The organism is Roseobacter sp. EG26 (assembly GCF_049830555.1).
Taxonomy (GTDB): domain Bacteria; phylum Pseudomonadota; class Alphaproteobacteria; order Rhodobacterales; family Rhodobacteraceae; genus Roseobacter.
This window is the reverse complement of the sequence record NZ_JBNBLH010000005.1, coordinates 150,820-174,045: the sequence shown is the minus strand read 5'-3', so window position 1 is coordinate 174,045 and position 23,226 is coordinate 150,820. Positions and strand designations below refer to the sequence as shown.

Annotated in this window: 19 protein-coding genes and 1 pseudogene; 7 read left to right on the top strand and 13 right to left on the bottom strand. The window is 54.7% G+C overall.

Annotated features, from left to right (window positions below):
• Window positions 1-366 precede the first annotated feature (366 nt).
• The 6 genes from ACOTTU_RS13035 to ACOTTU_RS13010 all read left to right on the top strand — a co-directional run bounded on the left by ACOTTU_RS13035 (window position 367) and on the right by ACOTTU_RS13010 (window position 7,268).
• Window positions 367-993 (top strand): NAD(P)-dependent oxidoreductase, encoded by a 627-nt coding sequence (locus ACOTTU_RS13035; RefSeq protein ID WP_425658597.1) that lies wholly within the window; start codon window positions 367-369, stop codon window positions 991-993.
• On the top strand, window positions 990-1,466 hold the full coding sequence (locus ACOTTU_RS13030) for a GNAT family N-acetyltransferase (RefSeq protein WP_425658595.1): 477 nt from the start codon (window positions 990-992) through the stop codon (window positions 1,464-1,466). The genes ACOTTU_RS13035 and ACOTTU_RS13030 overlap by 4 nt, the downstream gene beginning before the upstream one ends.
• A 264-nt stretch (window positions 1,467-1,730) precedes the next feature.
• Window positions 1,731-3,221 carry a PLP-dependent aminotransferase family protein gene (locus tag ACOTTU_RS13025; protein ID WP_425658593.1) on the top strand — a complete coding sequence of 497 codons (1,491 nt, stop codon included), beginning with the start codon at window positions 1,731-1,733 and terminating at the stop codon, window positions 3,219-3,221.
• 137 nt (window positions 3,222-3,358) lie between these two features.
• Window positions 3,359-3,727 carry a hypothetical protein gene (locus ACOTTU_RS13020; RefSeq protein ID WP_298922335.1) on the top strand — a complete coding sequence of 123 codons (369 nt, stop codon included), beginning with the start codon at window positions 3,359-3,361 and terminating at the stop codon, window positions 3,725-3,727.
• An 86-nt stretch (window positions 3,728-3,813) separates the two neighbouring features.
• Window positions 3,814-6,567 (top strand): hypothetical protein, encoded by a 2,754-nt coding sequence (locus ACOTTU_RS13015; protein WP_425658592.1) that lies wholly within the window; start codon window positions 3,814-3,816, stop codon window positions 6,565-6,567.
• A gap of 62 nt (window positions 6,568-6,629) precedes the next feature.
• The gene (locus ACOTTU_RS13010) at window positions 6,630-7,268 is read left to right on the top strand and encodes a hypothetical protein (protein ID WP_425658590.1); all 639 of its coding nucleotides are present in this window, start codon (window positions 6,630-6,632) and stop codon (window positions 7,266-7,268) included.
• Window positions 7,269-8,154: 886 nt separating this feature from the next.
• Here ACOTTU_RS13010 and ACOTTU_RS13005 read toward each other — a convergent pair.
• From ACOTTU_RS13005 to ACOTTU_RS12975, 7 genes and pseudogenes are all read right to left on the bottom strand, one after another.
• Window positions 8,155-8,619 (bottom strand): annotated as a pseudogene (locus tag ACOTTU_RS13005) (transposase); the annotation flags it as partial.
• Between the two features lie 453 nt (window positions 8,620-9,072).
• On the bottom strand, window positions 9,073-10,206 hold the full coding sequence (locus tag ACOTTU_RS13000; RefSeq protein WP_425658588.1) for a Gfo/Idh/MocA family protein: 1,134 nt from the start codon (window positions 10,204-10,206) through the stop codon (window positions 9,073-9,075).
• 8 nt (window positions 10,207-10,214) lie between these two features.
• The gene (locus tag ACOTTU_RS12995) at window positions 10,215-10,964 is read right to left on the bottom strand and encodes a sugar phosphate isomerase/epimerase family protein (RefSeq protein ID WP_425658586.1); all 750 of its coding nucleotides are present in this window, start codon (window positions 10,962-10,964) and stop codon (window positions 10,215-10,217) included.
• 53 nt (window positions 10,965-11,017) lie between these two features.
• On the bottom strand, window positions 11,018-12,097 hold the full coding sequence (locus ACOTTU_RS12990) for an ABC transporter ATP-binding protein (RefSeq protein ID WP_425658584.1): 1,080 nt from the start codon (window positions 12,095-12,097) through the stop codon (window positions 11,018-11,020).
• 5 nt (window positions 12,098-12,102) lie between these two features.
• Entirely contained in the window at window positions 12,103-12,951 is an 849-nt protein-coding gene (locus ACOTTU_RS12985; RefSeq protein WP_425658964.1) for a carbohydrate ABC transporter permease, read from the bottom strand.
• A 49-nt stretch (window positions 12,952-13,000) separates the two neighbouring features.
• Window positions 13,001-13,894, bottom strand: coding sequence for a carbohydrate ABC transporter permease (locus ACOTTU_RS12980; RefSeq protein WP_425658582.1), 894 nt, complete (start codon window positions 13,892-13,894; stop codon window positions 13,001-13,003).
• A gap of 73 nt (window positions 13,895-13,967) precedes the next feature.
• Window positions 13,968-15,194 (bottom strand): ABC transporter substrate-binding protein, encoded by a 1,227-nt coding sequence (locus ACOTTU_RS12975; RefSeq protein ID WP_298913621.1) that lies wholly within the window; start codon window positions 15,192-15,194, stop codon window positions 13,968-13,970.
• A gap of 103 nt (window positions 15,195-15,297) precedes the next feature.
• Here ACOTTU_RS12975 and ACOTTU_RS12970 point away from each other — a divergent pair, with 103 nt between their 5' ends.
• A complete protein-coding gene (locus ACOTTU_RS12970; RefSeq protein ID WP_425658580.1) occupies window positions 15,298-16,425 on the top strand; it encodes a LacI family transcriptional regulator in 1,128 nt (375 codons plus the stop codon).
• A 372-nt stretch (window positions 16,426-16,797) separates the two neighbouring features.
• On the opposite strand, the gene ACOTTU_RS12965 is transcribed toward ACOTTU_RS12970, so the two are convergent.
• The 6 genes from ACOTTU_RS12965 to ACOTTU_RS12940 all read right to left on the bottom strand — a co-directional run bounded on the left by ACOTTU_RS12965 (window position 16,798) and on the right by ACOTTU_RS12940 (window position 23,191).
• Window positions 16,798-17,883 carry an OmpA family protein gene (locus ACOTTU_RS12965; RefSeq protein ID WP_425658578.1) on the bottom strand — a complete coding sequence of 362 codons (1,086 nt, stop codon included), beginning with the start codon at window positions 17,881-17,883 and terminating at the stop codon, window positions 16,798-16,800.
• Window positions 17,884-18,368: 485 nt separating this feature from the next.
• On the bottom strand, window positions 18,369-18,746 hold the full coding sequence (locus ACOTTU_RS12960; protein ID WP_425658576.1) for a hypothetical protein: 378 nt from the start codon (window positions 18,744-18,746) through the stop codon (window positions 18,369-18,371).
• Between the two features lie 1,157 nt (window positions 18,747-19,903).
• Window positions 19,904-20,713, bottom strand: coding sequence for an inositol monophosphatase family protein (locus ACOTTU_RS12955; protein WP_425658574.1), 810 nt, complete (start codon window positions 20,711-20,713; stop codon window positions 19,904-19,906).
• Complete coding sequence (locus ACOTTU_RS12950) at window positions 20,710-21,489, bottom strand: phosphodiesterase (RefSeq protein WP_425658572.1); 780 nt, start codon at window positions 21,487-21,489, stop codon at window positions 20,710-20,712. Before ACOTTU_RS12950 ends, ACOTTU_RS12955 begins: the two co-directional genes overlap by 4 nt.
• A 17-nt stretch (window positions 21,490-21,506) precedes the next feature.
• On the bottom strand, window positions 21,507-22,319 hold the full coding sequence (locus tag ACOTTU_RS12945) for a carbohydrate ABC transporter permease (RefSeq protein ID WP_425658570.1): 813 nt from the start codon (window positions 22,317-22,319) through the stop codon (window positions 21,507-21,509).
• The gene (locus ACOTTU_RS12940) at window positions 22,316-23,191 is read right to left on the bottom strand and encodes a carbohydrate ABC transporter permease (protein ID WP_298913643.1); all 876 of its coding nucleotides are present in this window, start codon (window positions 23,189-23,191) and stop codon (window positions 22,316-22,318) included. Before ACOTTU_RS12940 ends, ACOTTU_RS12945 begins: the two co-directional genes overlap by 4 nt.
• Between the last annotated feature and the right edge of the window lie 35 nt (window positions 23,192-23,226).

Sequence of the window (23,226 nt, the reverse complement as noted above, 5' to 3'; positions counted from 1 at the left end):
GGCCGTTACGACCAGTTCTATGACCAGCTCTTTGGGCACTCAGGCGTGGAGCGCGTCTCGCCCGCTGACAAAATGACATATTGGCTTGGATCGGATTTTGCCTTTGTCACCGCGATCCCATTCGGTGAAAATCCCGCTACGCAGTGCCACGAAAACATGGTTGGCTTCAACGTCGAATCAGCCGAAGAGGTCAAAGACTTCACTCCTTGGCTATCGAGCTTGGCGGAACCAGCGAAGGCGCACCGAAGTAACGTGGACCACGCCTCTCGGCCTATGTCAGGGATCTGAACAGGAACAAGATTTAACTCTCCGCTTAACGGAGCTTCGAGCGGCCCATACGCATATTTCGATTGAAGGGAGTAGAATTTGAAACTAGTTGTTTTGGGCGCGAACGGCCGGACTGGTAAGCTTGTGCTGCAAGCTGCGCTTGCAAAGGATATGGACGTCACAGCGGTCGTGCGTTCTGCTGACAGAGCACCCGACCTCCAACATGCAAGACTGCAAGTCGTGGTCGGTGATCCCTGTGATCCCGCGTTCCTCGCGTCAGTGTTTCATGACCATGCCGCTGTGATTTCGGCCTTGGGGGGTCGGTTGCCTACGAAAGCTGCAACATCGGTGTATTACCGTTCCGCTGACGCCATCGTCGATGCGGCTTCCGCGACAGGCCTCAAACGGGTTTTGGTGATCTCGACAGCGTTGCTGTTCCCAGACCAAACACTGCTCGGAAGAATCCTTCGGATCGTTGTTCCGAACGTCGTGCACAGCGCCGGGCGTATGGAGAATATCTTGAACAGGTCTGACCTCGAATGGACTTCGGCCCGTGCAGGATTCCTCAATGACGTCCAGGTGTCTGCGTACCGTGCTCAAAGAGAGACTCTACCCGCCCACGGAACTGCAGTTTCCAGATTGGCCCTTGCGCAATTCCTGATCGATGCGATTGAAGATCCCGAGACCCAAGGAGCGGCATACGGCGTGGCGCAAGCAAACATATGACAAAAATCACCTTTGCGCGCCTCTCCACGATCACGGTTGAGGATATTGCGGCACATATGGCCGACCCAGCAGTTGTCCCCCATATGCCTCTGCTCAACGGCACTTGGGACAAGCAGCGCTCGGCCGATTTCGTGGCGATGAAGGAAGCCAGGTGGGCACAAGACGGGCTGGGTCACTGGGCAATCCTGGAGGACGACGCTTATGTGGGCTGGGGTGGCTTCCAGCGCGAGGGTCACGACTGGGACTTCGGACTCGTTCTGAAGCCGTCGGCCTTTGGGTTGGGGATGAAGATCACCGCGCAGGCACTGGAGTTCGCGCGGTGCGATATGCGCATACCATCCGTGACGTTCCTGCTTCCTCCCACCCGCACAAAGTTGGGTGCTCTGACGCGCATGGGCGCAGAGTTCGAGGGTGAGGTAACACTCGATGGGGCGCTGTTCCGAAAGTACCGTCTTCCAACCAGTACGCCCTAAGTCAGAGCGGCCCAAAGCCGCCGCTCGAATGGTGGCATCAAAATGGAGCTTCCGCAGCATTGCGAACACTGAGCCTTCCCTCTGAACCCAGAACACCTAGTAACAATCGACCTCGGAAAGAAGACCGTGCTAGGAACTGAATAGCTTATTTTGGAGAGCGCCCTTCAGCGATGTAAGTGCACTCTCGCTGGTCAAAGGCCCTACCAACCCCGGCTAGTTCTGAAATAGTTCATACAAAATCCAAGCGGTACGGTACCATGTGGTTTGAGTGAGACGCTACAGGAGATTTCCCTCATAGGTCACCCCGCCGCATTGCTGAACTGGTTAGAAATTGACCGCGAAAAATCCGCACCACTGTATGATCAGATCAGCGGACAAATTCGGGTTGCGATTTCTCTCGGCCGTTTGTCTCCGGGAACTGTATTGCCAGCCTCTCGGGTTTTGTCTCGAGAACTTGGTGTCTCGCGTATCACAACGTTGAAAGCCTACGAGCAATTGACCGCTGAAGGATTTCTGGAAGCACGTCGAGGTGTCGGCACCCGTGTTACCGAAGACCTGAGTGGGACATCCATCGCAAGGCTGGCAGGCGCGTATCAAACGCAGATGAAAACATATGACAATAAGGCTAAACACCTCCTGAAACTCTTCGATACAGCGTCGACTAGCCTTGCGTTTCAACCCGGAATTCCGGCATTTGATGCTTTCCCGCATGGGGTATGGTCGCGAGTGCTTTCACGTCAGGCTCTCCAAACTGACGCAGACATGTTGGATTACGCTCATACTGGAGGCTATGTGCGACTTCGCGAACAACTGGCATTCTATCTTCGAAGCTCTCGCGGAGTAGAGTGCGATCCCGAGCAGGTCATCGTCGTCACCTCGGTTCGGTCCGCAATCGCAACGGCTTCCGCCGTACTGTGGAAGCGGGGTGCGGTCGTAGCCGTCGAGGATCCGGGATACACTGTCGCCCGCGAATGTCTGACGCAATCCGGGTGTAAGGTCCTGCCAATCCCCGCGGATGCCAAAGGATTGCAGGTTGGAAAGCTTCTGGAGAACCGGCAGGATTGTGCGGGCGTATATCTTACGGCGGCACATCATTGGCCGACAGGGGTGACTTTAGCCGCCGACCGCAGAGTAAAACTCCTTGATTGGGCGATACAGAAAGAAGCGTGGATAATCGAAGATGACTATGACAGCGAATTTCGCTTCGACAGCCCGCCGCTGGGCACGCTCTACGCGTTGGGTTCTGGACGTTCGATCTACGTCGGGACCTTTTCCAAAACACTCGCGCCATCTATCCGGACCGCCTATCTTGTTGTCCCGCACGAGATGATACCTTGTTTTGAGCGAGATGTGTTCTTTCGGGCAGTCGAGCCCGCCCTGCATGTCCAGGCAGCCCTATCGGAATTTATGGCGGACGGTCGATTTACCCGGCACATCGGACGTATGAGAAAGCTTTATGCCCGAAGACGCCAAACGTTGGCCGATGCATTGCGTTCAAGGTTTGGCAGCAGGTTGGACGTGGTTGTGCCCGCAGGAGGGTTACAATTGATCGCGCACCTCCCCGTCACCATCTCTGCGCAACAAGCAGTTCTCCGCGCCGCTGAGATCGGAATATTTCTTAGAGACATAAGCGGTTGCTACATCAGAGAGCAGCCAAATCTCAATGCGCTGCATATCGGCTTTGCTGCGGTCCCAGAAGATCAGATTGGGCCAAAAGTAGACCGCCTTGCTCATGCGCTTGGCGACAACTTCTGAATTGGTACTAGCAATTACTTTCGAATTGGCTATGCGGCCAAATTGCGCTTCCTGATATTCTTGCCTCAGTTGACACCCCCTCTGCATTGGCTGCCAAGCCAACTGCAACAGGGTGATATTTCAGAAAGGATTTTATCGTGGCTGCGACAATGGCAGACTATCATGTCCTATCAGACCCAGGTTACAGGCTAAGCCCGCAAGACGAACTTCAACTTGATTTCAATCCCCCCAATGACATCGTGCTGTCTGGCAACCCCGTCCATAGACCGGTTCTTTCATTCAGAGTTTATGTTCCCGTGGCCGAAAATCCGTCGCTGACATCACGCGTAACGGTCAAAATCGGAACTACAAAGTTATTTGACGCGACAAAATTTCAGGCCGGTTACACAACGATCTATGAAGTCTTGAACTTCTCAAATCTGACCACGGGAAATCAGACTTTCAAATTCACAACCGACAGCTTCGGTTCAATCAGTGATGTGATCATCTGGTACAAACGAAACTAAGGACTTTGATCGCAATCATCTCGCGTTCCGGCAGCACGCCGCTCATTGCGCGGCAGTGCGGTTCGGATCAACCATCCGGAGGTCCGATGAAACTCTCATACAAACACCCATCCACCGCGCTGAAACAGCTTAGTGCTTCCTTGTTTTTCGTTATCGTGTCCTTTGGCGCCAATACGGTCGTTGCCGAGCCACTTCTGGCGTCAGTGGAGCCCATAACCATGTGCGATCTGGCCACTGATCTCAGCTTTGATCAGAACCCTGATACCGACGAGCGAAGCGGCGACATCGTCCTCCCCGACGCCGAAAATATGCTTGCTGACAACGGTGTTGCAGCCATATTGTGGGCGCGCGCGCAGGGCGTCTCGGGCGGGCGACGCACCTCAAGGACAAGAGTGGGCTTTCGCTTCACGCCGAATGCAAGTTTTTCGGCTGATTTCGATCTTGCGATGACCTTTAGCGGCTTTCTGCACGACAGCGGTGGTGCGCCTGCGCTGTTGCGCATCAGCGCGAACCTTTTCGAAGAGGGTACCGATGATCCCATCGCCTCCTTCCAACCGGTTTCTCAGGAAAAAGACGGCCCCGCAAATGATCCGACGGCAAGTTTCACCGGCGGTGATGCCTCTGTTACCTTTGATGCCTCGCTCAAAGGCGAAGTCGAATACGAGCTTATCATCGAGCTTCGCGCAAGTTCCCATGGCGTGAGTTCCGAGGCCAATTTTCAAACCAGTGACCGTGGGCTGACGGTTGACTGCCTGGTGATCGAACCCGACCTTATTGACAGCGACGGAGACGCGATATTCGACAACTGGGAAACAGCCGGGATCGATGCGAACGGCGCTGATAGCAACGACATTGATCTGGACACCACAGATCTGGGGACAGATTTCCGCGGGGTCCCCATCGAACTTGATCCGATGCGCAAAGATGTTCTTGTTGAAATCGACTATTTCGATTGCGCCACCGGTGGTGATTGCATGACCGGGGATGCGCACACGCACCGCCCGATGGACAGTGCCTTGCAAAGGGTGGTGGACGCCTTTGCCCAAGCCCCGGTGACCAATCCCGACGGAACCACGGGTATCAACCTATGGATCTTCATCAGTGATCCGCTGCCCCATCAACAGGTTTGCGCGATAGATGACGGCTGCATCGCTGCCATTAAGCAAAATAGTATTGGGGCTGCCGAGGGTCTGTCATCAGCACAAGGCCGCGCGCGCGAACTGATCTTTCACTACAACCTGTTCGCGCATGCGCTGGATAGTCCTGGCGGTCGGACATCCGGCCGATCAGATGGTGGTGATTGCAACAATTTCCCAGAGCCACGCTGGGGCGACGACTTCATCGTGGCGCTTGGTAACTGGGGCACGCCCAACGGAACTGAAATACAACAGGCCGGGACCTTCATGCATGAACTGGGTCACAACTTTGGCCTCTGTCACGGCGGCTTTCAGGAGGTAAATTGCAAACCCAATTATCTTTCGGTCATGAACTATTCGTTCCAGACCCGTGGCATTCCGACAAGCTCGGGCAACCCCGTTGTCGACTATTCCCGGATCAACCTCAGCGCGTTGGATGAAACACAACTGGATGAAAATGCTGGCATTAACGGTGGCATCAGACAGACCTACTATGGTCCACTGGCTGACATAGACGGCGATGGAACCCTCGATCTTCTCCTTGGGAATGGTAATGGTCCAATCAATTGGGACCAAAGCGTCGACGGCAGTGGCATGCCAACATTTACCTCTTTCCCGCCCGGCGCATCAGCGGATATCAACGATCTTTCGGCCATTATTTCCCAGTGTGCGCCGACGCCCGGCGAAGTCCTTCAAAGTCAAAATGACTGGGACGCCCTCATCTATGATCTTCGGTCATCTGAACTGTCGGGTGCGGGCCTGGGTGCGGCCGAAGGTCAGGATATCGAGCTGACGGCCGACGAGGCAGAAGCATTGGACGCAGCCACTTTCTGGCTCCGCAAGAACCCTGAATTCGACTATTCGGCAAAACTCATTTGCGGGTCTCAAACGGATGGCGACGTCCTGAGGCTTGTCCGCGGCACCTATGCAACGACGATCAACATCCTCAACCCCAACAACAAAATGGCAGAGTTCGAGAAAACACTTGTGCTTGGTTATCCGCCCATTGAGCAGAGAGCCGGGAGTGTTCAGCGCATTGCGCTTGATACGTTGCCCGCCCGCCACGCCTTAAAGGTCGATTGCGACGACGTCAGAGCCGCTCTCTTCAAAGAGGGCTTTCCCGAGACCGATGACCCAGGTGCCTATATCGAGGGTTTCGTGACCCTGGAAAGCGACAGCAGGCTTGACGTTGTCGGGGTTTACACCGCTGCTCCACTCGATGCGGATGGTCAGATTGCGGCCGGGATCAGCATGGATCTGGAGCGCGCCATTGGTCGCCGTCATCCACCTTCACCTGACTTAGAGGTCGCAAAGACTGTCGAGGTGTTGGGCGTCGATGGGAATACGTGCATTTCGTCACAGTGTTTGCTGCGCTACTCGATCACCGTGCGAAACATAGGTAAGGGCGACGCAACGGATGTTCTCCTGCGGGATCGCTTGTCAGTTACAGGTGGTGCCTTCGCTGGCATCAATCCGCAGGCGGGTTGGCAGATCACAGATCAGGGTCGCGCGTCTGCCCACCTCGAAAGAACGATCGATCAATTGCCAAGCGGACAGGACGTCACCTTTGATATCCAGGTTACGGCCATCTTCTTCCCTGAAACGTCGACTGATCCGACCCCTGCAGTTCTCAATACTGCGCAGGTCGATGGTGACGGAGATCGAAACCTGGCAAACAACACCGTTTCGATCATCACCCAGTAATTTCCACCAACTTGAAGGGTGTTATCCCATGTAGAGACACCCGCTTTATCCGGAGAATTGATATGAAGTTATTAATCACCGCCGCCCTTGTGTCACTGGTGGCCACACCGGCAGCAGCAGCGAGTTTAGTCTATGATTTTGAGGCAGAATACCTAAATGGTTCTGCTGATGATGACAGTGTGGACACCGTCGCTGACCTTGCCGGAGCGTTGCTGATCGGGACAACACTCACCGGAACATTGAGCATCGATGACACGTTTTTGTCCGGGGATGCCTCGGCAAGAGAATATGCGCCCGCTTCAATCTTTTTCGATCAAATAGATGGGTCAGCCTATGAGCCCTTCACCAGAACGCGGGTCCTAAATGGCGGAACGGATCTGGTGGACATATTCACTGAGCTTGATAGCTATCCGGTCGGTGCGTTAATCAGCAGAGTTCAGATTTTTCTTCGTGATTTTGACGGTGAATTCGCCGGCGATACGGGCTTTCCGACGACCATTGATCTCGACGATCTAGAACTCAAGCAAATCGCCTTTCTCGGAAACGTCGTCGGCGAAGTGTTTGCGCGAGAACGGGTAAACTACAGGCTCACGTCGATTTCTGCGCCGACTGTAGTTCCCTCCGTACCGCTACCGGCTGGCTTGCCTCTTTTGGGCGGTGGTATGGTATTGATGCTTGGGCTTTTTCTCCGCCGCAACTGAGCTCTGAGCCAGAATCTGGCGCTTCTGACGCTTACTTGAAAACTTACCTGTATCACCCTCAAACCGGGCGGGTGACATGACTGATTTCGTTGGCAGTATTCTCGCCTCGGTGCAAAATAAAGGGAGCTTGGCGCCCTGAGTAACGGAATTCTTGATACTACACGCAAACACTGCGGGGCTGTGGGTGTATCTGCTTACGAACCCTTTGATGAAACAGTGGAGACAATAAAGACGCTGACCGCGTTCGGAATTCGGGTCAACGAGCACTTCATTTTGGGTGCTGAAAGCATCGACCTGGCGATTGCATGGCTTACCGAGCCACCTGCCTTCTTGCCGGAAATTTGGCCAAATCAGAGAGCATGTCGTCTTTTCGTAGTCACTTTGCTTCGGACCGCTGTGGCGGTTGTTCCCATCGTTCAACTTGCATGAACGGGTGCCCGCTATTCGATGACCTTATGGTGTGTAAAAACCGGTGAATCTGAAAACCGAGAGCGAGGGCGAGTCCTTTAACCGTTAGTGAAAGCCCGCATTTACCAGTTGCTAGAGTTGCCTTAGCACTTTCAGCGAATTCCGGTTTGCCTGCCGGTTCTGTGGAAAACAACGTGTTGCGAGCGCAGGAAGTGCGGTTCCAAACTGGGTTTGAGCGTCTTTCTGATCAGGCTTTTCGCCGGTGCTGCGGTGCAGGAAAGATCTTGGCCAATTTGCGGAGGTTTTGAGCGGTGGCGGCGAGGAGGAGTTCGTCACTTGCGCTGTATGGGTCCTGTAATCCTAGCCGTCCCAGACCGAGGATGCGTTTGAGGTGGGCAAAGAGCACTCGACCTTCTTCCTTAGCTTTATAGGGATGTCGTATTGGCGGGTCTTGGCGATGTCGCGTGCAACTTGTCGCGTCCCAGTCTTCCTTCGGCGTCGAATTCTGATTGTTGGCATCCGCCTCGATCGGGCTGGCATGGATTGCCATGCGCTGACCACTGACCAGGCCTTCTTCGATGCAGCGTGCTACTGTTGTCTCGAACAGATGGCGCAGCAGTTCATTCTCGCGGAACCGACCGTGCCGGTTCTTCGAGAAGGTCGAATAATCAGGGGCGCGACCGCTCAGATTCAGACGGCAGAACCAGCGATAGGCGAGATTCAGATGCACCTCTTCACAGAGCCGCCCTTCGGATCGGATGCCAAAGCAATAGCCCACCAGCAGCATGCGGATGAGAAGTTCAGGATCGACAAAAGGACGCCCAGTGTGGCTGTAGAAATCGGCGAGATAGGTGCGGATGCTGCTCAGATGGACAAAATGATCAATCGACCGCAACAGAGTTTCTTGCGAGACGTGATCCTAAAGCGAGAACTCGTAGCACAGCGCCGTTTGCGCTTACTGTCGCGGTCCCGACATCACCGATACTCCCATGCGTCGAGAGAATTCAATCAGCAGTTCTCTCGCCGATCAAGGATACTCTTTTCAACCAAATTCGCCCTCCTTTATCAGTCGGCAATTGAAATTACTTGTTTTGAGCAGTTGCGGCGACTTGGGGCTTTGCCTGTCCCATCCGTCGTTGCCCTGCTTCGGGACCTTGTTGTCAATTATGTCGATCTCGCGGATCTCATCATCACTCGTCTGGTTTTCATGGTGCAACACCTTTTCAATCGAGTACGATTTTGCCCACTTGGCTGAAATACCTACCCTGGAATGCTGAGCCGCCCGCAAAGGTAGCGTTCAGCCCTGCTTGTGAATTTTGAATTGGTCGAACGGCGGCCTTCTCCAACTCTTCAAACTGTTTGAACCATCCCCTAGTTATCTGGGCGCGTTCTGAGCTTAGGCGAGCAACGCGGTGGCTTGGGCGGGATCGAGCGGCTCAGGACGGGTGCAGGTTGTCGTCATTTCCAACCAGCGCCGGTCTTCCGCCGAGCGCAGGATGGCTGTCATGACCTCTACAACATGCGTGGCCAGTTCCAGACCACAGCGATGCTCTCTACCTTCGCTGATCGCTGCGGCCATGTCTGCGAGCCCGGCACAGCGGTAATTGGCCTGGTCGGCGCCCCGACCGTCCTGGCTGTTGTGAACGGAGAACGGGTGGTTGCGCGGCGTGATTTCAATCGGCTCGCCCTCAAGTCCTGCCAACAAAACGTCGCCCGCAAAGAAATTCGGATCAGGCACGTAGAGCGACGCCTTGGTTCCGTAAAGCTCCATGCTCTCGTGGCGATGTGCCCAGACATCCCAGCTGGCCCCGAATGTGATAAGGGCGCCGTTCTGGAACTCAAGAACCGCGTGAACGTTGGTGGGCGTTTCCACCGGCACCATTTCACCTTCGCGTGGACCGTTGCCAATTGTGCGCGTGTCAAAGCTGGCGGAAGCCATTGCCGTGACCGCCTTTACCGGTCCGATCAGCTGTACCAGATTGGTAATGTAGTAGGGCCCAAGATCCAGCACCGGGCCGCCGCCTTTTTGAAAGAAGAAATCTGGGTTTGGATGCCAGGCCTCCATTCCATGCGACATCACGTGACAGGTGCCGCCGATGATCTCGCCCACCTGACCGTCGTCAATCGCGGCGCGGGCCAGTTGGTGTGCACCGCCCAGGAATGTGTCGGGTGCCGATCCAACGCGAAGCCCCTTTTCGCTGGCAAGGCGCTGCAGAACTTCGCCTTCTTCCACGGTCAGCACAAATGGTTTTTCGGAATAGGCGTGTTTGCCTGCGGTAAGAATCTGCATCGTCACCTCGAAATGCGCTGCTGGTACCGTCAGGTTTATCACAATGTCGATGTCGTCCGCGTTCAGCAGGTCCTGAATGGTGTCTGCCCGCACCGAGTATTCTGCAGCGCGCATTATTGCCGCATCCATGTTCAAATCAGCGACGGCCCGAATGTCGAGCGATTTGAAAAGCGGTGCGAGTTTGAAATATGTGGCCGATATGTTGCCGCAGCCGATAATGCCGATACCGAAACTTTGCATGGTGCTCCCTAGTACTTTCCGAATGCTGCGATAGACCGGTTTGCGAAACGGTCCCAGTCTGACGGGTTGTCGTGCTCCGCCACAAAATAGTCAGTGCCTGCCTGGCGCAGGGCGGCGATTAGTGTTTCCCAATCCATCACGCCATCACCTAAGTCAGCCCAGCCATCTTCGTCCTCTTTTTCTCCCTCCGGCGCGATGTCTTTGACATGTGCCGCAGTGACCCGGTCGGCGTGAGTTTCGATCCACTCCAGAGGGTCCGCACCGCCGCGCAGGGCCCATGCCACATCCATTTCCCATTCCATATCCGGGGCATGCTCCAACAGCAGGTTCATCGGCAATGTGCCGTCCTGCAGCGCCATGAATTCCCAGTGGTGGTTGTGCCAGCCGAAGCGGAATCCGGCATCGGTGACACGTTTGCACGCCTCGTTCAGTCGTTTCGCAAGCGCGACCCAATTGGCCGCGGTCGTACCTTGGCGCCAGAGTTCCTCGGGCGCGGGGCAAATCACGCGTTGCATACCGAGGATTCTGGCTGTTGAAAGCGACGCATCAAGTTCGCCTTCCAGAGCGCCCAATGGAAAGAAATGGCCAGATGGCATGGTCATGCCGTGGCTATCCAGTAGATCGCGGAACGCGGGCGCGTCGGTGTAGAGGCCGGCAAATCCCTCAACCTGCCTGTAGCCCAGTTCGGCAAGGCGCGGGATTACGTTGCACCAAGGCAAGAAGTTGCGGGCGGAGTAGAGTTGAAAAGAAAGGGTCATATTAAGCTCACGTAGATGAGTTGGATGGTGTCAGGCGGGTCATGGAATGGGGCCTACAGGCGCTCCTCGGTGGCGGCATCAAAGAGCGAGGCGCGCCCGGGATCGAAGCCAATTCTCAGCTTTTGGCCCGCAGCGACATCTGCCTGCCCATCCATCCGCACACGGAAGTGACGGCCTGCAACCTGACAGTCGATCAGCTTGTCTGATCCTGTTGGCTCGATCAGTTCGACGCCCACATCGACCTTGACCGGCGCGTTATCAACCAGTTCGCCTGTCACCACGTGTTCGGGGCGAATGCCCAGAGTGGCGGGGCCGTCGACCGCACCGCCAGATGCAAAATCATATCCCGTCAAAGGAATGGTCAGATCACCTGTCGTGAAGGCACCGCCCTTGATTGCGCCATCGAAGAAGTTCATGGATGGGGAGCCGATGAACCCGGCCACGTATTTGTTCACCGGGCGGCCATAGATATCGTCTGGCGATCCCAGTTGCATGATCTGGCCGCGGCGCATGATGGCTATACGGTCGGCGAGCGTCATCGCCTCGATCTGATCGTGGGTCACATAGATCATGGTGTTTTCAAGCCTCTGGTGCAGACGCTTGATTTCGACCCTCAGGTCTGCGCGCAACTTGGCATCAAGATTGCTGAGTGGTTCATCAAAAAGAAAAACATCCACATCGCGCACCAGCGCCCGCCCAATGGCGACCCGCTGGCGTTGCCCACCGGACAGTGCAGCCGGTTTGCGTTTCAACAGCGGTTCGATCTGTAGAATTTCTGACGCGTGTTTAACCCGTTTCGCGATCTCGGCTTTGGGCAGTTTTGCGTTTTTGAGGCCGAAGGACAGATTTCCCTCGACGGTCATTTGCGGGTAAAGCGCATAGGACTGGAAAACCATTCCAATGCCCCGCTCCGAAGGCTCGGTCCAGGTGACGTTAGTGTCGTTGATATGAATTTGGCCAGCGGTCACATCCAGAAGGCCCGCGATACAGTTCAGCAGCGTGGATTTCCCACAACCCGAAGACCCCAGCAGTACAAGGAACTCACCCTTGCCGATGTCAAGGTTGAGATCCTGCAAAACCTTGACGGCGCCGAACTGCAGATCGAGGTTCTTTATTTCAACCGAGTTATTCATGGTGTTCATCCTTTGACCGCACCTGCGGCGATGCCGCGCACAAACAGTCTTCCTGAGACGAAGTAGATCAACAGGGGCACCAGTCCGGTGAGGAGGGTTGCGGCCATGTTGACGTTGTATTCCTTCACGCCTTGCGTGGAGTTCACGATGTTATTGAGAGAAACGGTCATCGGGTATGTTTCCGGGCCCGTGTAGACAACGCCAAAAAGGAAATCATTCCAGATGCCGGTCACTTGCAGGATCATTGCGACGGTGAAAATCGGCAAGGACATGGGCACCATGATCCGAAAATAGATGCCCCAGAAGCCGGCCCCGTCCACCCGCGCCGCTTTGAACAGCTCTTCGGGTAGTGACGTGAAGTAGTTGCGGAACAGCAGAGTCAGGATCGGCATGCCGAAGATGGTGTGCACGAGCACGAGGCCGCCCAGTGAGCCGTATAAACCGATTTCGCGCAGGATAATCACAATTGGATAGAGCATCACCTGATAGGGAATGAAGGCGCCAAAGATCAGGATGGTGAAGAAGATATCAGCGCCTTTGAACTTCCAGTTGGCCAGCGCGTAGCCATTCACAGAGGCGATCATGATCGAGAGGATCACCGACGGAATGGTGATCTGCACCGAGTTCCAGAAACCGGTGCTCAGCCCGTTGCAGGTCAGGCCGGTGCAAGCTTCTGACCAGGCTTTGACCCATGGCTGAAACGTCACTTCCACAGGCGGAGAGAACACGTTACCCAACCGGATTTCCGGCATGCCTTTGAGAGAGGTGACGATCATCACATAGAGCGGCAGTGCATAGTAAACCGTGATGACAAACAGCGTGCCATAAAGAAAGATGTTACGGCGCGACAGCATTTTGCGCGGTTTCGGTCCCTGCGGGCCCGAAAGTGCATTGGTAGATGCATCAGCCACGGTTCTTCGAGCCTCCGAATTCAAGAATTGCCCAAGGGATCACAATCAATGCAACAGTCACCAACATCATGGTTGAGGCAGCAAAGCCCTGGCCCAGATTGTTGGCCTGGAACATCATGTCGTAGACGTATTTTGCAGGTACTTCGGTTGATATCCCCGGCCCGCCGCCGGTCTGGGCAACGATCAGGTCATAGAGTTTCACAATGCCGGTCACGACCAGCACCAGGGTGGTTATGAACACAGGCCGCATCATCGGAATGACGATGAAAAGGTATGTTTTCCAAGTCGGAATGCCGTCTACTCGGGCAGCCTTCCACACCTCTTGGTCTATGCCGCGCAGACCGGCGAGCATCAGGACCATAACCAGCCCGCTGCCTTGCCACAGGCCAGCAATCAGGACGCCGTAGATTGCAATGTCGGCATTATAGAGTGGATCGAAGGAGAAACTTTCCCACCCCCATGCCCGGACGATGCTTTCCACGCCGAATTCAGGGTTCAGAATCCACTGCCACACAAGGCCGGTGACCACAAAGCTGAGTGCATAGGGATATAGGATGATCGTTCGTATGGTGTTTTCAAAGCGGATCTTCTGGTCGATCAACGCAGCGAGGATAAACCCAATGACGAAGACAAGCACCAGCATGCAGATGCCGTAAATCACCAGGTTTTCGATTGCGACAAGCCACTTTCTGGTCGCCCATAGGCGCTCATATTGATCCAGTCCGACCCAATTCAGGCGCGGCAACAGGCCCGATTTGGTAAAGCTGTAAACAACTGTCCAGATTGTCCCGCCGACGAAAACGAACAACGCAGTTACAATCATGGGGATCGCTGCAATCTTTGAAGATTTGTTGCGAAACAGCTGGTTTGGGCGCTCAGTAGCCACAAGCCTACCTCCTCTTGACGGGGATGCCGGTGAGTGCTGGCCCGCAAATCGCTGGCCAGCAGGAGGACACGGGTCAGTCGGCGGATCCGATAATCTTCACAAACTCTTCCTGCGCGGCTTCTGGCGTCATGGTGGGGTCCGCGAAGAACTCGGTGAAGAGTGTTTTCAACTGTTCATTGGTGTCAGGCGTGATGAGCTGGTTGACATCCGGCAGCAGAGCACCTGCCTTCAGGAGCGCCAAACCTTTCGACATACAATCGTTTGCAGTCGCGAGATCGACGTCACCACGCACCGGCAGTGAACCCTTTTTCAGGTTGAAGTTCACTTGCGTTTCAGGTGCCAGCATCAGCTTGGCAAGCTCGGTCTGCGCGGCAGTCTGTGCCTCGTCATCCAGCACGGGGAAATAGAATGCATCGCCACCAGTGGACAGTCTCGGGTTCGTTCCAAGACCTGGCAAACAGCTATAGTCTTCACCGGCTGAAACTTCAGCCACGGCCATTTCGCCTTGCGCCCAGTCACCCATGATCTGACCACCGGCCTCACCCTTGATCACCAATGCTGTTGCGTCGTTCCAGTTCTGGACTGTTGATTTTGTCGCCATTTTTCGCGCGTCCGCGGCAGCCTGGAACACGGTCGCCATTTCGGCTCCACCAGCTACATCCGTGTCTTTGTCACCGTAGACACTGTTGTACACTTCGCTGGGCAGAAGGCTTGCGATCAAAACGCTGAATGCGCCCGCTTGCTGCCAACCCTGTTGACCCATTGCCATCGGAATTTTGCCCGCGTCTTCTAGTGCCGATGCAGCACTCACAAATTCCGCCCAATTGGTTGGAACCGCAACGCCTGCGTCTTCATAGGCCTTGTGCGATAGCCAGAGCCATTGCCAAGAGTGGATGTTGACCGGCGCGCAATAAATCCGCCCGTCCACTGTGCACGAGTCCAGTAGCGAAGAGGGATTTACGATATCCTTCCAACCCTCGGCTTCTGCGATGTCAGTGATGTCGCGCAGCAAGCCTGCTTCGATCAACTCTTCGGCCTGACGGCCGTGGTTGAACTGAAATGCGCCCATTGGGTCGCCCCCGGTCAGGCGGCTGACCATCACGGCGCGTGCGCCATCACCACCAGCGATTGCCGCATCGACCCAGGTGTTGCCTGTGGCGTTGAAGGCTTCGGCGAATTCATTGACGGCCGCAGCCTCGCCACCGGATGTCCACCAGTGCATCACCTCAAGTTCAGTTGCAGAAGCGCTGGAAGCGGCCACGAAGGCCGTCGCAGCTAGCAGTTTCGCAGTCAGAGACACGATTAATCCTCCCAAATCTAAATCGTTATAGTAAGAACTACATCGTTTTAGTTTCTCATTGCAAGATATTTCTTGCGGTGCTTATATTCCTAGAATAATCGACATGCTGGGCACGCGCATGGGTATTACGCCACGCCTGAGCGATTTTGGAATTTACGACTGCAAGAATGGACCATCACCGATGAAACGTGGCGCATCTGTGGCATCAAAGCTGAGCGACGAAGAGTTGCGCAAACTGGTGGAGCCCGGCGAAAGACCGACGCTCAAAACCATCGCGCGGATAAGTGGTCTGGCGGTCCCCACAGTGTCGCGTGCTCTGGGAGATGCAAATGACATTGGCCTCGACACCAAGGAACTTGTGCACCGTATCGCAGATGAAATCGGTTACGTTCCAAACCGCGCCGGAGTGCGCCTTCGCACGGGGCGCACCAATGTGATTTCACTGGTCATCCCGGCAGAGGGTGACGTTTTGAATAATGCATCAAAACTGACCAGTTCCATTGCTGAGGAATTGCGCGGTACACCGTTTCATCTGAATGTGTTGCCTTGGTTTCCCGACGAGGACCCGCTGCGTCCGATAAAATACATTGTCGAAACGAGATCTGCCGATGCTGTCATTTTCAACATGACAGAGCCAGAGGACAAACGCGTCGCTTATCTGCTGAAGCAAGATTTCCCCTTTGCCACCCATGGGCGCACCAAATGGAGCGCCCAACATGCGTTTTATGACTATGATAACTCGGCCTTCATGCGCCTTGCACTGCGGCGGCTGGCGGCTCGAGGGCGGAAGAACATCCTAACGGTCCTGCCGCCACTCAACCAGAACTATGCACAAGACATGATGCTCGGATTGGAGGACGAGAGCCAACTTCTGAAGCTCAACTACCGTATTTCTCACAACGTCAATGGCGACAGGTCCGCAGATGAAATTCGCCATTGGATTGCCCACCGATTGGAGCAATCGCCGGAGATTGATGCCGTCATCTGCACTTCATCCAAGGCGGCTATTGCTGCCATTGTGGCCATCGAAAAACATGGACTCGAATTGGGCACAGATATCGACGTCTACGGTAAAGAAGTGGTCCCAATTTTGAAGATGTTCCGGAAGGACATAATCGTTGAACTGGAAGACATCGTCGCTGCAGGGCGACATCTGGCAACTGCCGTAGTGCAAAGGCTGCGAGAGCCTGGACTGACGCCACTTCAGCATCTGGAAATCCCGACAGATTAGTCCAACTAACCTTCACAGTTTAATGCCGGAAAAATGGTATTGCCAAATTTTTGATACGTGCCGAAGGAAACTCGAAGGCCACTTTCAGGCGGTTATTTCAATTGCATATTTGTTCCAACGATCGAGGGCGATTGACCCAAACGTGGTTTGCTTCGTGACACACGATTTCACAGCGTTCGGCTTGCAGATCCTCAACATCCGCTGCGCCCAGGCCGTACCAATTATAGGCCTAGCCGGCGCACCGGTAGGAGTTGTCATCCGGATCGCCTAAACGAATGGGGCAGTAAGAACAACTTGGCTATGCCCTGCGAAAACCAATTCTCGCAGAGGCCGCGACCCCGTAGGCCTTTCCCGGTTAGGTGCTCTAAAAGGTTACTGTAGAGAAGACTGCGCGATCTCTTCGACAAAAATGCCCACACAGCGATTTAGCGGTTCTGAGATCCCATCTCCCGTTGACACGGGCAGCATGTCATAAGTCTCACCAAAGCCAACAATTTCGATCATTTGCCTGGACAAACCAGACTGCACGAAAATTTCGGCCACAGCTTCCGCGCGCGCGTTAGAGAGGGCCCGATTGCGACCGACGTTTCCCGTTGTATCGGTATGCCCGGATATCCTGATTTTCGAGAACTTCATAGTCTGCAAGCGGTCAGCCGCCTCGCGCGCGCGCATCAGAGCCCCGGGCGTCAACTTTGCGCTGTTAAGTTCAAAGTGGACTTCCGCGATGGGACCTTTGTTTGGTATCGCAGGACCGCTTTCGGTCGCGTTGGCTTCAGAAAATTGTTCGGGCTGACTGCCTTCTTCGAAGTTCTTGTCCACATTCGTTGGTTCTTGAAGCGCGATAGCACTCAACCCAACGTCGGAAAGCGCTGGGTTGCTCCCTGTTCTGGACACCGATTGGTCAACATGAAGATCAAGCTTGGCCTCCGTGGTTTCAGCCAAGTCCTGTGCGCTAACTGCGGCGCTCTGCGCGGCCAGTTTCTGCTGGAGTGCAACCAACTGGCTTTCGCGTTCCAAAACTGACCGTAGCTGCGCTGAATTCATCTCTCCTTGTTTGTCCAATTCTGCTTGCCGTTCTTCGAGGGCTTCACTGTCGACACGCAAATTTTCGTACATTCGCGCCAAATCTTCCTCGAGCACTTTCAGCGAAGCCAGCTTTTCCTCGAGTTGCTCAGACTGTGCGTCTAGCTCAGACTCTCGTTGCGCAGCCTGTTCTTGGCGGCGGCTCAGTTCCTCAAGCTGCGAACCAAGTGTTTCCTGATCCGATAGTGCATCAGCTGAGAGGTTTTCTAGCGCGGGTTCACGCGTCGATATAGAATTCGAAATGAGTTTCTGGTCTTCTATCAAGGCGGCACTTTCAACCGATGCAAGCCGGTCCCCTTCACCGGAATCAGGCACCACTTGAGTTCCAGTTGCGAAACCAACCGCTGTTCCACCAGCGAAAATTACCGCTGCCAAAGCCGCATTTGAAATATTCACCGTGCCTCTCCCGTATCAATCTGGACTACAACCCAGCGTAGCATCGGTTTGGCCAAAATAACGGATATCAAGCACTTGTGATGGGACCATACGGCGTTCAGCGCAATAAATGTTGCTGAATCCACACTTTTTCAGGTTTTGAGCTGACTATTTCCCTTTGATCCTTCGAATCTGATTTCAAACTTGCCGAATCGATATGCCGCAAAGAATGCCTTTGATCTTATCTTTCCCAAGTGTGTCTCTCCGATGGACCAAGGGCCGCTCAGCGGCACGTAAAGCAGACATCGGCACCCATCCGGACAGCCTAGACCTCGCCATTGATCGGAAGGCGCCTTATCTAGTTTTTATCAAATCGCTTGGCCATCGATTTGCCCGTATTACTCTACCCAGTTCTAGTCTCTTCAGTGAAGACAACGAAGACACCGCCATCAGGTTCAGAAAAGCAACGCACCTCAAATACTCTTTCAGGAAAATCTAGCTTCAATTTCATATCCCAGGACTTTACGATGCGCTTTCCAAAAGACTCGGCCATATCCAGTGGTGCATTCACCGAGATCACTGATGCTGACCAAGTTAATCCAGCACTGGCGTTCCGAATTGGTCGTTCCCTCATCTTTCATAGCCTCGATTTTCTGAAGGCCGAATTGTTCGGCCAAAAACACCTGGCCTTCCCAACTTTGAAACCTCGGTGCAATCGATTCACTAAAGGCTATCACAACGTCTGCAGAGTATTGATTTGTTGAAAATAGTCCATGCAGGTAGTCAAACAGGCTGAAATGGGACGGAGAGTTCGGAAGCGCCCATCGCTTATAGTCGGGCAGTACTGGATCGTTTTGACTCATCACTATGCCCCACTTGGAGCTTTATCAGGCGGCGCTTTCTATTAACTCTGACTTTCAGGACGTGATTGTCCATTTGGAACTTGAAGTGGATTTCGTCCGATTTTCCGAGCTGTCGATTGAGCACTTGAGTGACGTGAGTAGGACTTGGCAGGAAGTCAATATTGCGGCCATTTTACAACGCCAATTTGACCTCTCAGCGGACATCCGACGCATTCGGTAGGTCTTGCGACCTATCTCGATTTGGTCAAAGGCGACTCTGCGGACAAAGTCTGCATTCCATGCGAATTGGCAAAGTACAATTCGCTCGCGACGTCCTTGTCAGGATCGAGGGCCGTTGTCGCATCCAAAACTTCTTCGTAATACTGAACCCAATGGCCGACCTCATGTCGTAATGTGCGATATAATATGGTGCTGCGAATGGTTCGAGCAGATAGAAGTGCGTCAATCCGAGAAGCATTTCCACAGATCTTTATGGCTCTTGCTGCCCTTCCTGAATGCTAGAGACCGGTTTCCCGGCGAAAGTGACATTAGATAATGAGATGACGGCATGTTGGGACATAACCCGCCTCACTGACACATCGGTTTTTGAGAAAATGAACATGGCAATTTTCGAGGTGAGAGAAGAACCTAACAAAAAACCTTAGTAAGAATGTGCAGAAAAATATGCTGCGTAGTAGGTTTGAATCATCCTCCATGATTTAGGTTTGAATCATCCTCCATGATTTAGGTTTGTATACGCGTTACATTTCTTTAATTCGTAAACTGTCTGTGCGGAAAGTACTGCAAATCGAAACGCAGCTAGTGACAAAGGCTTTCTAACCTCTTCGACCGATTGGCAAAAAAGAAAGTTCAGGTGGCGTGTTGTTGATGTGCAATTGCCTTCACTTAACCAAAGCTTATGGCTTTGCCTGCAATTCTCGTTGGGTACGCTCCATTGCAACAGCGTCGACACGATGCCCGACGGGATCGCAAGTGACCGACTCTTTTCCGAGCGCTTGGTCGCGGACGCAATTGCACTGAAAACGCGTCTTGAATGTTCACACGCGCAAGCCGCACCGAGCAGACGGAATCGCGGCAGCACCCTCGGCTTATTGAGCCCAGAAGTATGCATCACTCCCAAACAAGGTAACTACTACGGCAACAATACCGGGCTCAATTCAATCCAAGCGCAGGGTTGTGCCGAAGGGAACAAGAGGCGCGACCGCGTCCAGGAACGCCTGTGTTCCGCAGGCGAAACGCAACTTGTCACTCAGGTCGGTCTGCGCCCAGTCAACAGTACATCTAATTCCGATCGTTTCCAAAATCGGCAGGGCTGCCATCAGATCCCAGGTGCTTTCGCCGGTGCCCAAGTATCCGTCGACCTGACCTTGGGCGATCTCGATCAGCGACAGGGTCGCCGAACCGCAACAGCGAAACGACATTTTGACGTCTTCCAGAACAAATCGAAGCGTATCGAGCCGCAGATCAATCGGGATCACAGGGTGAAACCCGACGCCACAGGCCGCCTGCCTGGACTTCATACCTGATCGCAACGCCAGCTCGGTGCCGTTCAACGTGCTGGCCAAGCCGTTGCCGCCGACCAATGTTTGACCCCGTACCGGCACGTGAAGAACACCAAAAACCGGCCGCCCACCTTCGTAGAGGCCGATCGATATCGCCCATTGATCGCCGCCACGTACAAAATTGAACGTGCCGTCGATGGGATCAATCACCCAAATGCGACCAGAGCTTCCCTGACGGGCAGCACCTTCCTCCCCGAAGACGCCATCGTCGGGAAAGGCCTCGATGAGCGCGCGCGTGACGAAGGCCTCAACCTCCTGATCTGCTGCCGTGACAAGATCAAGATGGCCCTTGGATTCAACCGGCACGGAACTCAATTCATGGAAATGAGACAGGGCCAAATCGCCGGCCTTCCGAGCAATGGCCTCGACGGTGTTGGCGCAGTCCTGGGTCACGGCTTGGGTCACAGCGAGACATACCTTTTATGAATGGTCACGGTTGCCTGCGCGTCGATGCGCAGAATGAAATAGGCATAGGGTTCAGCAATGCTGCCCGGCTCCGGCGCTTGGGGTCGCAGGTCCAGCGCGTGCTGAAACGAAGGGCCGCCGCCGATCTGGCAAAACGCGCCTTTCCAAACGGCCTGAATGGGGCGGTGGATGTGACCTGCAAAAATATAGAGCGGTGCATTACCGGCGGCGACAAGCTCGCCGAACCTGTCGCACCCATCTGTCAGCGCCATGGCGTCGAGTTTGGGGATCCCGGATGGAAAAGGCGGGTGGTGCATCGCGATCACGGTCGGTGCGGTCGGCTCGGCGGTGAGTTTCTCTGCCAGCCAGTCTAGCTGGGAGGGGTCCAGCGCGCCATGAACCTTGCCTTCGACCAGCGTGTCGAGCGCAAGGATGCGCAAATCGCCAAGGCGCGCCTCGTAGTTGAGGTAGGGGCCTTCTCCAAAAGGCAGAATGCCATCGAAGGCGGCGCGCAATCCGGCGCGGTTATCGTGGTTCCCGGGCACTACCAAGACCGGCATATCGAGCGGCGCAAGGATATCCGCCAGAAGCGCGTAGTCGGCGGCAGTCCCGCAATCCACCAAATCGCCTGTGAACAATATGGCATCGAACCTTGGCTGATGCGATGCGATGTCGTCTATGACCTTGCGCGCCGCCTCAGCGGCATCCGGGCGCACCAGCGGCGTCTCCGGGGCGTCGGCGAAGACATGGAAGTCTGAGATATGGGCAATCAACATGACAGGGTCCAATCGATCTACTTGATGCCGGCGCGCATGAAGTTCGCAACGAACTGACGTTGGAAAATGATGAAGGCAATGATCAGCGGAGCGGTGGTCATCAATGTTGCCGCATTGACCAGCGACCATTCCACACCACTTTCAACCGTTGCAAAGACACTCAGGCCTACCGTGACCGGGCGCACCTCGGGAGAGTTGGTGACAATCAGCGGCCAGAGGAAATTGTTCCAGTGAAAACTGATCGAAACCAGCGCATAGGCCAGATAGACAGGCTTGGCGAGCGGCACGTAGATGTTCCACAGCACGCGCCACGCACCGGCACCTTCGATCTGGGCGGCTTCGTCCAGCGAAACGGGCACCGTCAGGAAGGTCTGCCGCAACAGGAAAATCCCGAAGGCGGAGGTCAGGTAGGGCAGGGCGATGCCGAGGATCGTGTCGATCATCCCGATCTTCGAGAGCGTCAGATAATTCTCGACGATCAGAATCTCGGGTGACACCAAAAGCTGCACCATGATCAGCGCAAAAAGAAATCCCGCCCAGCGGAAGCGGTAGCGCACAAACGCATAAGCCACCAGCGTGCACAGGATGAGGTTCGCCACCAGAACGATAGTTATGAGAATGACCGTGTTGAGAAAATAGAGTGCAAAGGGTGCTGCCTGCCAGGCCTCGAAAAAGTTCTCAAGGGTCAGCGGGGCATTCCAGACGAAATTGGCCGAATAGATCTCATCGTGGAACGCCGTCCAGACAGAGTAGAGAAACGGCAGCCCCCAGAGCGCGGCCAAGAGCAGACCGATGGTTGACCACATTATCCTGTTGAGGCCTTGTGTCATTGGTAGTGTGCCTTTCTGTTCAGCACCCAATACTGAACGGCGGCGAGCACCCCGAGCAGGCACACCATCAGGACGGTGAGCGTCGCGCCATAGGCGAAGTCCCGTTGGGAGAAGGTAACTTCGTAGACATAGTAAAGCAGCAGCGCGCTGGAATTGTTCGGCCCGCCGCGTGTCATGACGATCACATGATCCACTAGGCGGAAGGCATTGATCAGCGCGTTGACGGCCACGAAAATCGTTGTCGGGCGCAGCAGCGGCAACACGATGTTGAAAAAGATACGCACCGGTCCTGCGCCTTCAAGCCGGGCTGCGTCTTTCAGGTTTTCGGGCACCGCTTGCAAGGCTGCGAGGTAGAAGATCATGAACAGCCCCGCCTCTTTCCAGACGGCGACGAACATCATCGAGATCAGCGAGGTTTCGGTGCTGCCCAGAAAGTTGATCGGTGGCAGGCCGAAAACACCGAGAATCTGCGAGGCCAGACCAATACCCGGCGCATAGAAAAACAGCCAGATATTGGCCACTGCAATCATCGGCAGCATCGTCGGCATAAAAAATGACAGGCGCATCAGCGAGGTACCGGGCAGTTTGGCATTGACCAAAAGCGCCATGCCAATGGCCAGACCGATGGCCAGCGGGATCGTTCCCAATGCGTAAAACGTGCTGTTCAGCATGACTTGAACAAGCCGATCGTCCTCCAGCAGCGTTTGGTAGTTTTCGACTCCGACGAATTTCGACGGGCGCCGCGAACTGGCATTGTTCCAAAAGGAATTCAGCAAAGCGCGCAGGGCCGGGTAATGCGTGAAAGCGACCAGCAGCAGGCAGGGGATCACCAGCATGATCATCGCCAATCCGAAGGGTAACCGCTTGTTCATGATCCGCTGTCCTCTCGCGGGCTTCGCGCTTGGCC

Excerpts from the sequence above, each read along its gene's own strand:
- ACOTTU_RS12950 (WP_425658572.1), bottom strand. The coding sequence starts at position 21,489 with ATGTTGATTGCCCATATCTCAGACTTCCATGTCTTCGCCGACGCCCCG.
- ACOTTU_RS12960 (WP_425658576.1), bottom strand. The coding sequence starts at position 18,746 with ATGAGTCAAAACGATCCAGTACTGCCCGACTATAAGCGATGGGCGCTT.
- ACOTTU_RS12970 (WP_425658580.1), top strand. The coding sequence starts at position 15,298 with ATGCTGGGCACGCGCATGGGTATTACGCCACGCCTGAGCGATTTTGGA.
- ACOTTU_RS12995 (WP_425658586.1), bottom strand. The coding sequence starts at position 10,964 with ATGACCCTTTCTTTTCAACTCTACTCCGCCCGCAACTTCTTGCCTTGG.
- ACOTTU_RS13030 (WP_425658595.1), top strand. The coding sequence starts at position 990 with ATGACAAAAATCACCTTTGCGCGCCTCTCCACGATCACGGTTGAGGAT.
- ACOTTU_RS13010 (WP_425658590.1), top strand. The coding sequence starts at position 6,630 with ATGAAGTTATTAATCACCGCCGCCCTTGTGTCACTGGTGGCCACACCG.
- ACOTTU_RS12940 (WP_298913643.1), bottom strand. The coding sequence starts at position 23,191 with ATGAACAAGCGGTTACCCTTCGGATTGGCGATGATCATGCTGGTGATC.
- ACOTTU_RS12985 (WP_425658964.1), bottom strand. The coding sequence starts at position 12,951 with ATGCTGTCGCGCCGTAACATCTTTCTTTATGGCACGCTGTTTGTCATC.
- ACOTTU_RS13015 (WP_425658592.1), top strand. The coding sequence starts at position 3,814 with ATGAAACTCTCATACAAACACCCATCCACCGCGCTGAAACAGCTTAGT.
- ACOTTU_RS13000 (WP_425658588.1), bottom strand. The coding sequence starts at position 10,206 with ATGCAAAGTTTCGGTATCGGCATTATCGGCTGCGGCAACATATCGGCC.
- ACOTTU_RS12945 (WP_425658570.1), bottom strand. The coding sequence starts at position 22,319 with ATGACACAAGGCCTCAACAGGATAATGTGGTCAACCATCGGTCTGCTC.
- ACOTTU_RS12990 (WP_425658584.1), bottom strand. The coding sequence starts at position 12,097 with ATGAATAACTCGGTTGAAATAAAGAACCTCGATCTGCAGTTCGGCGCC.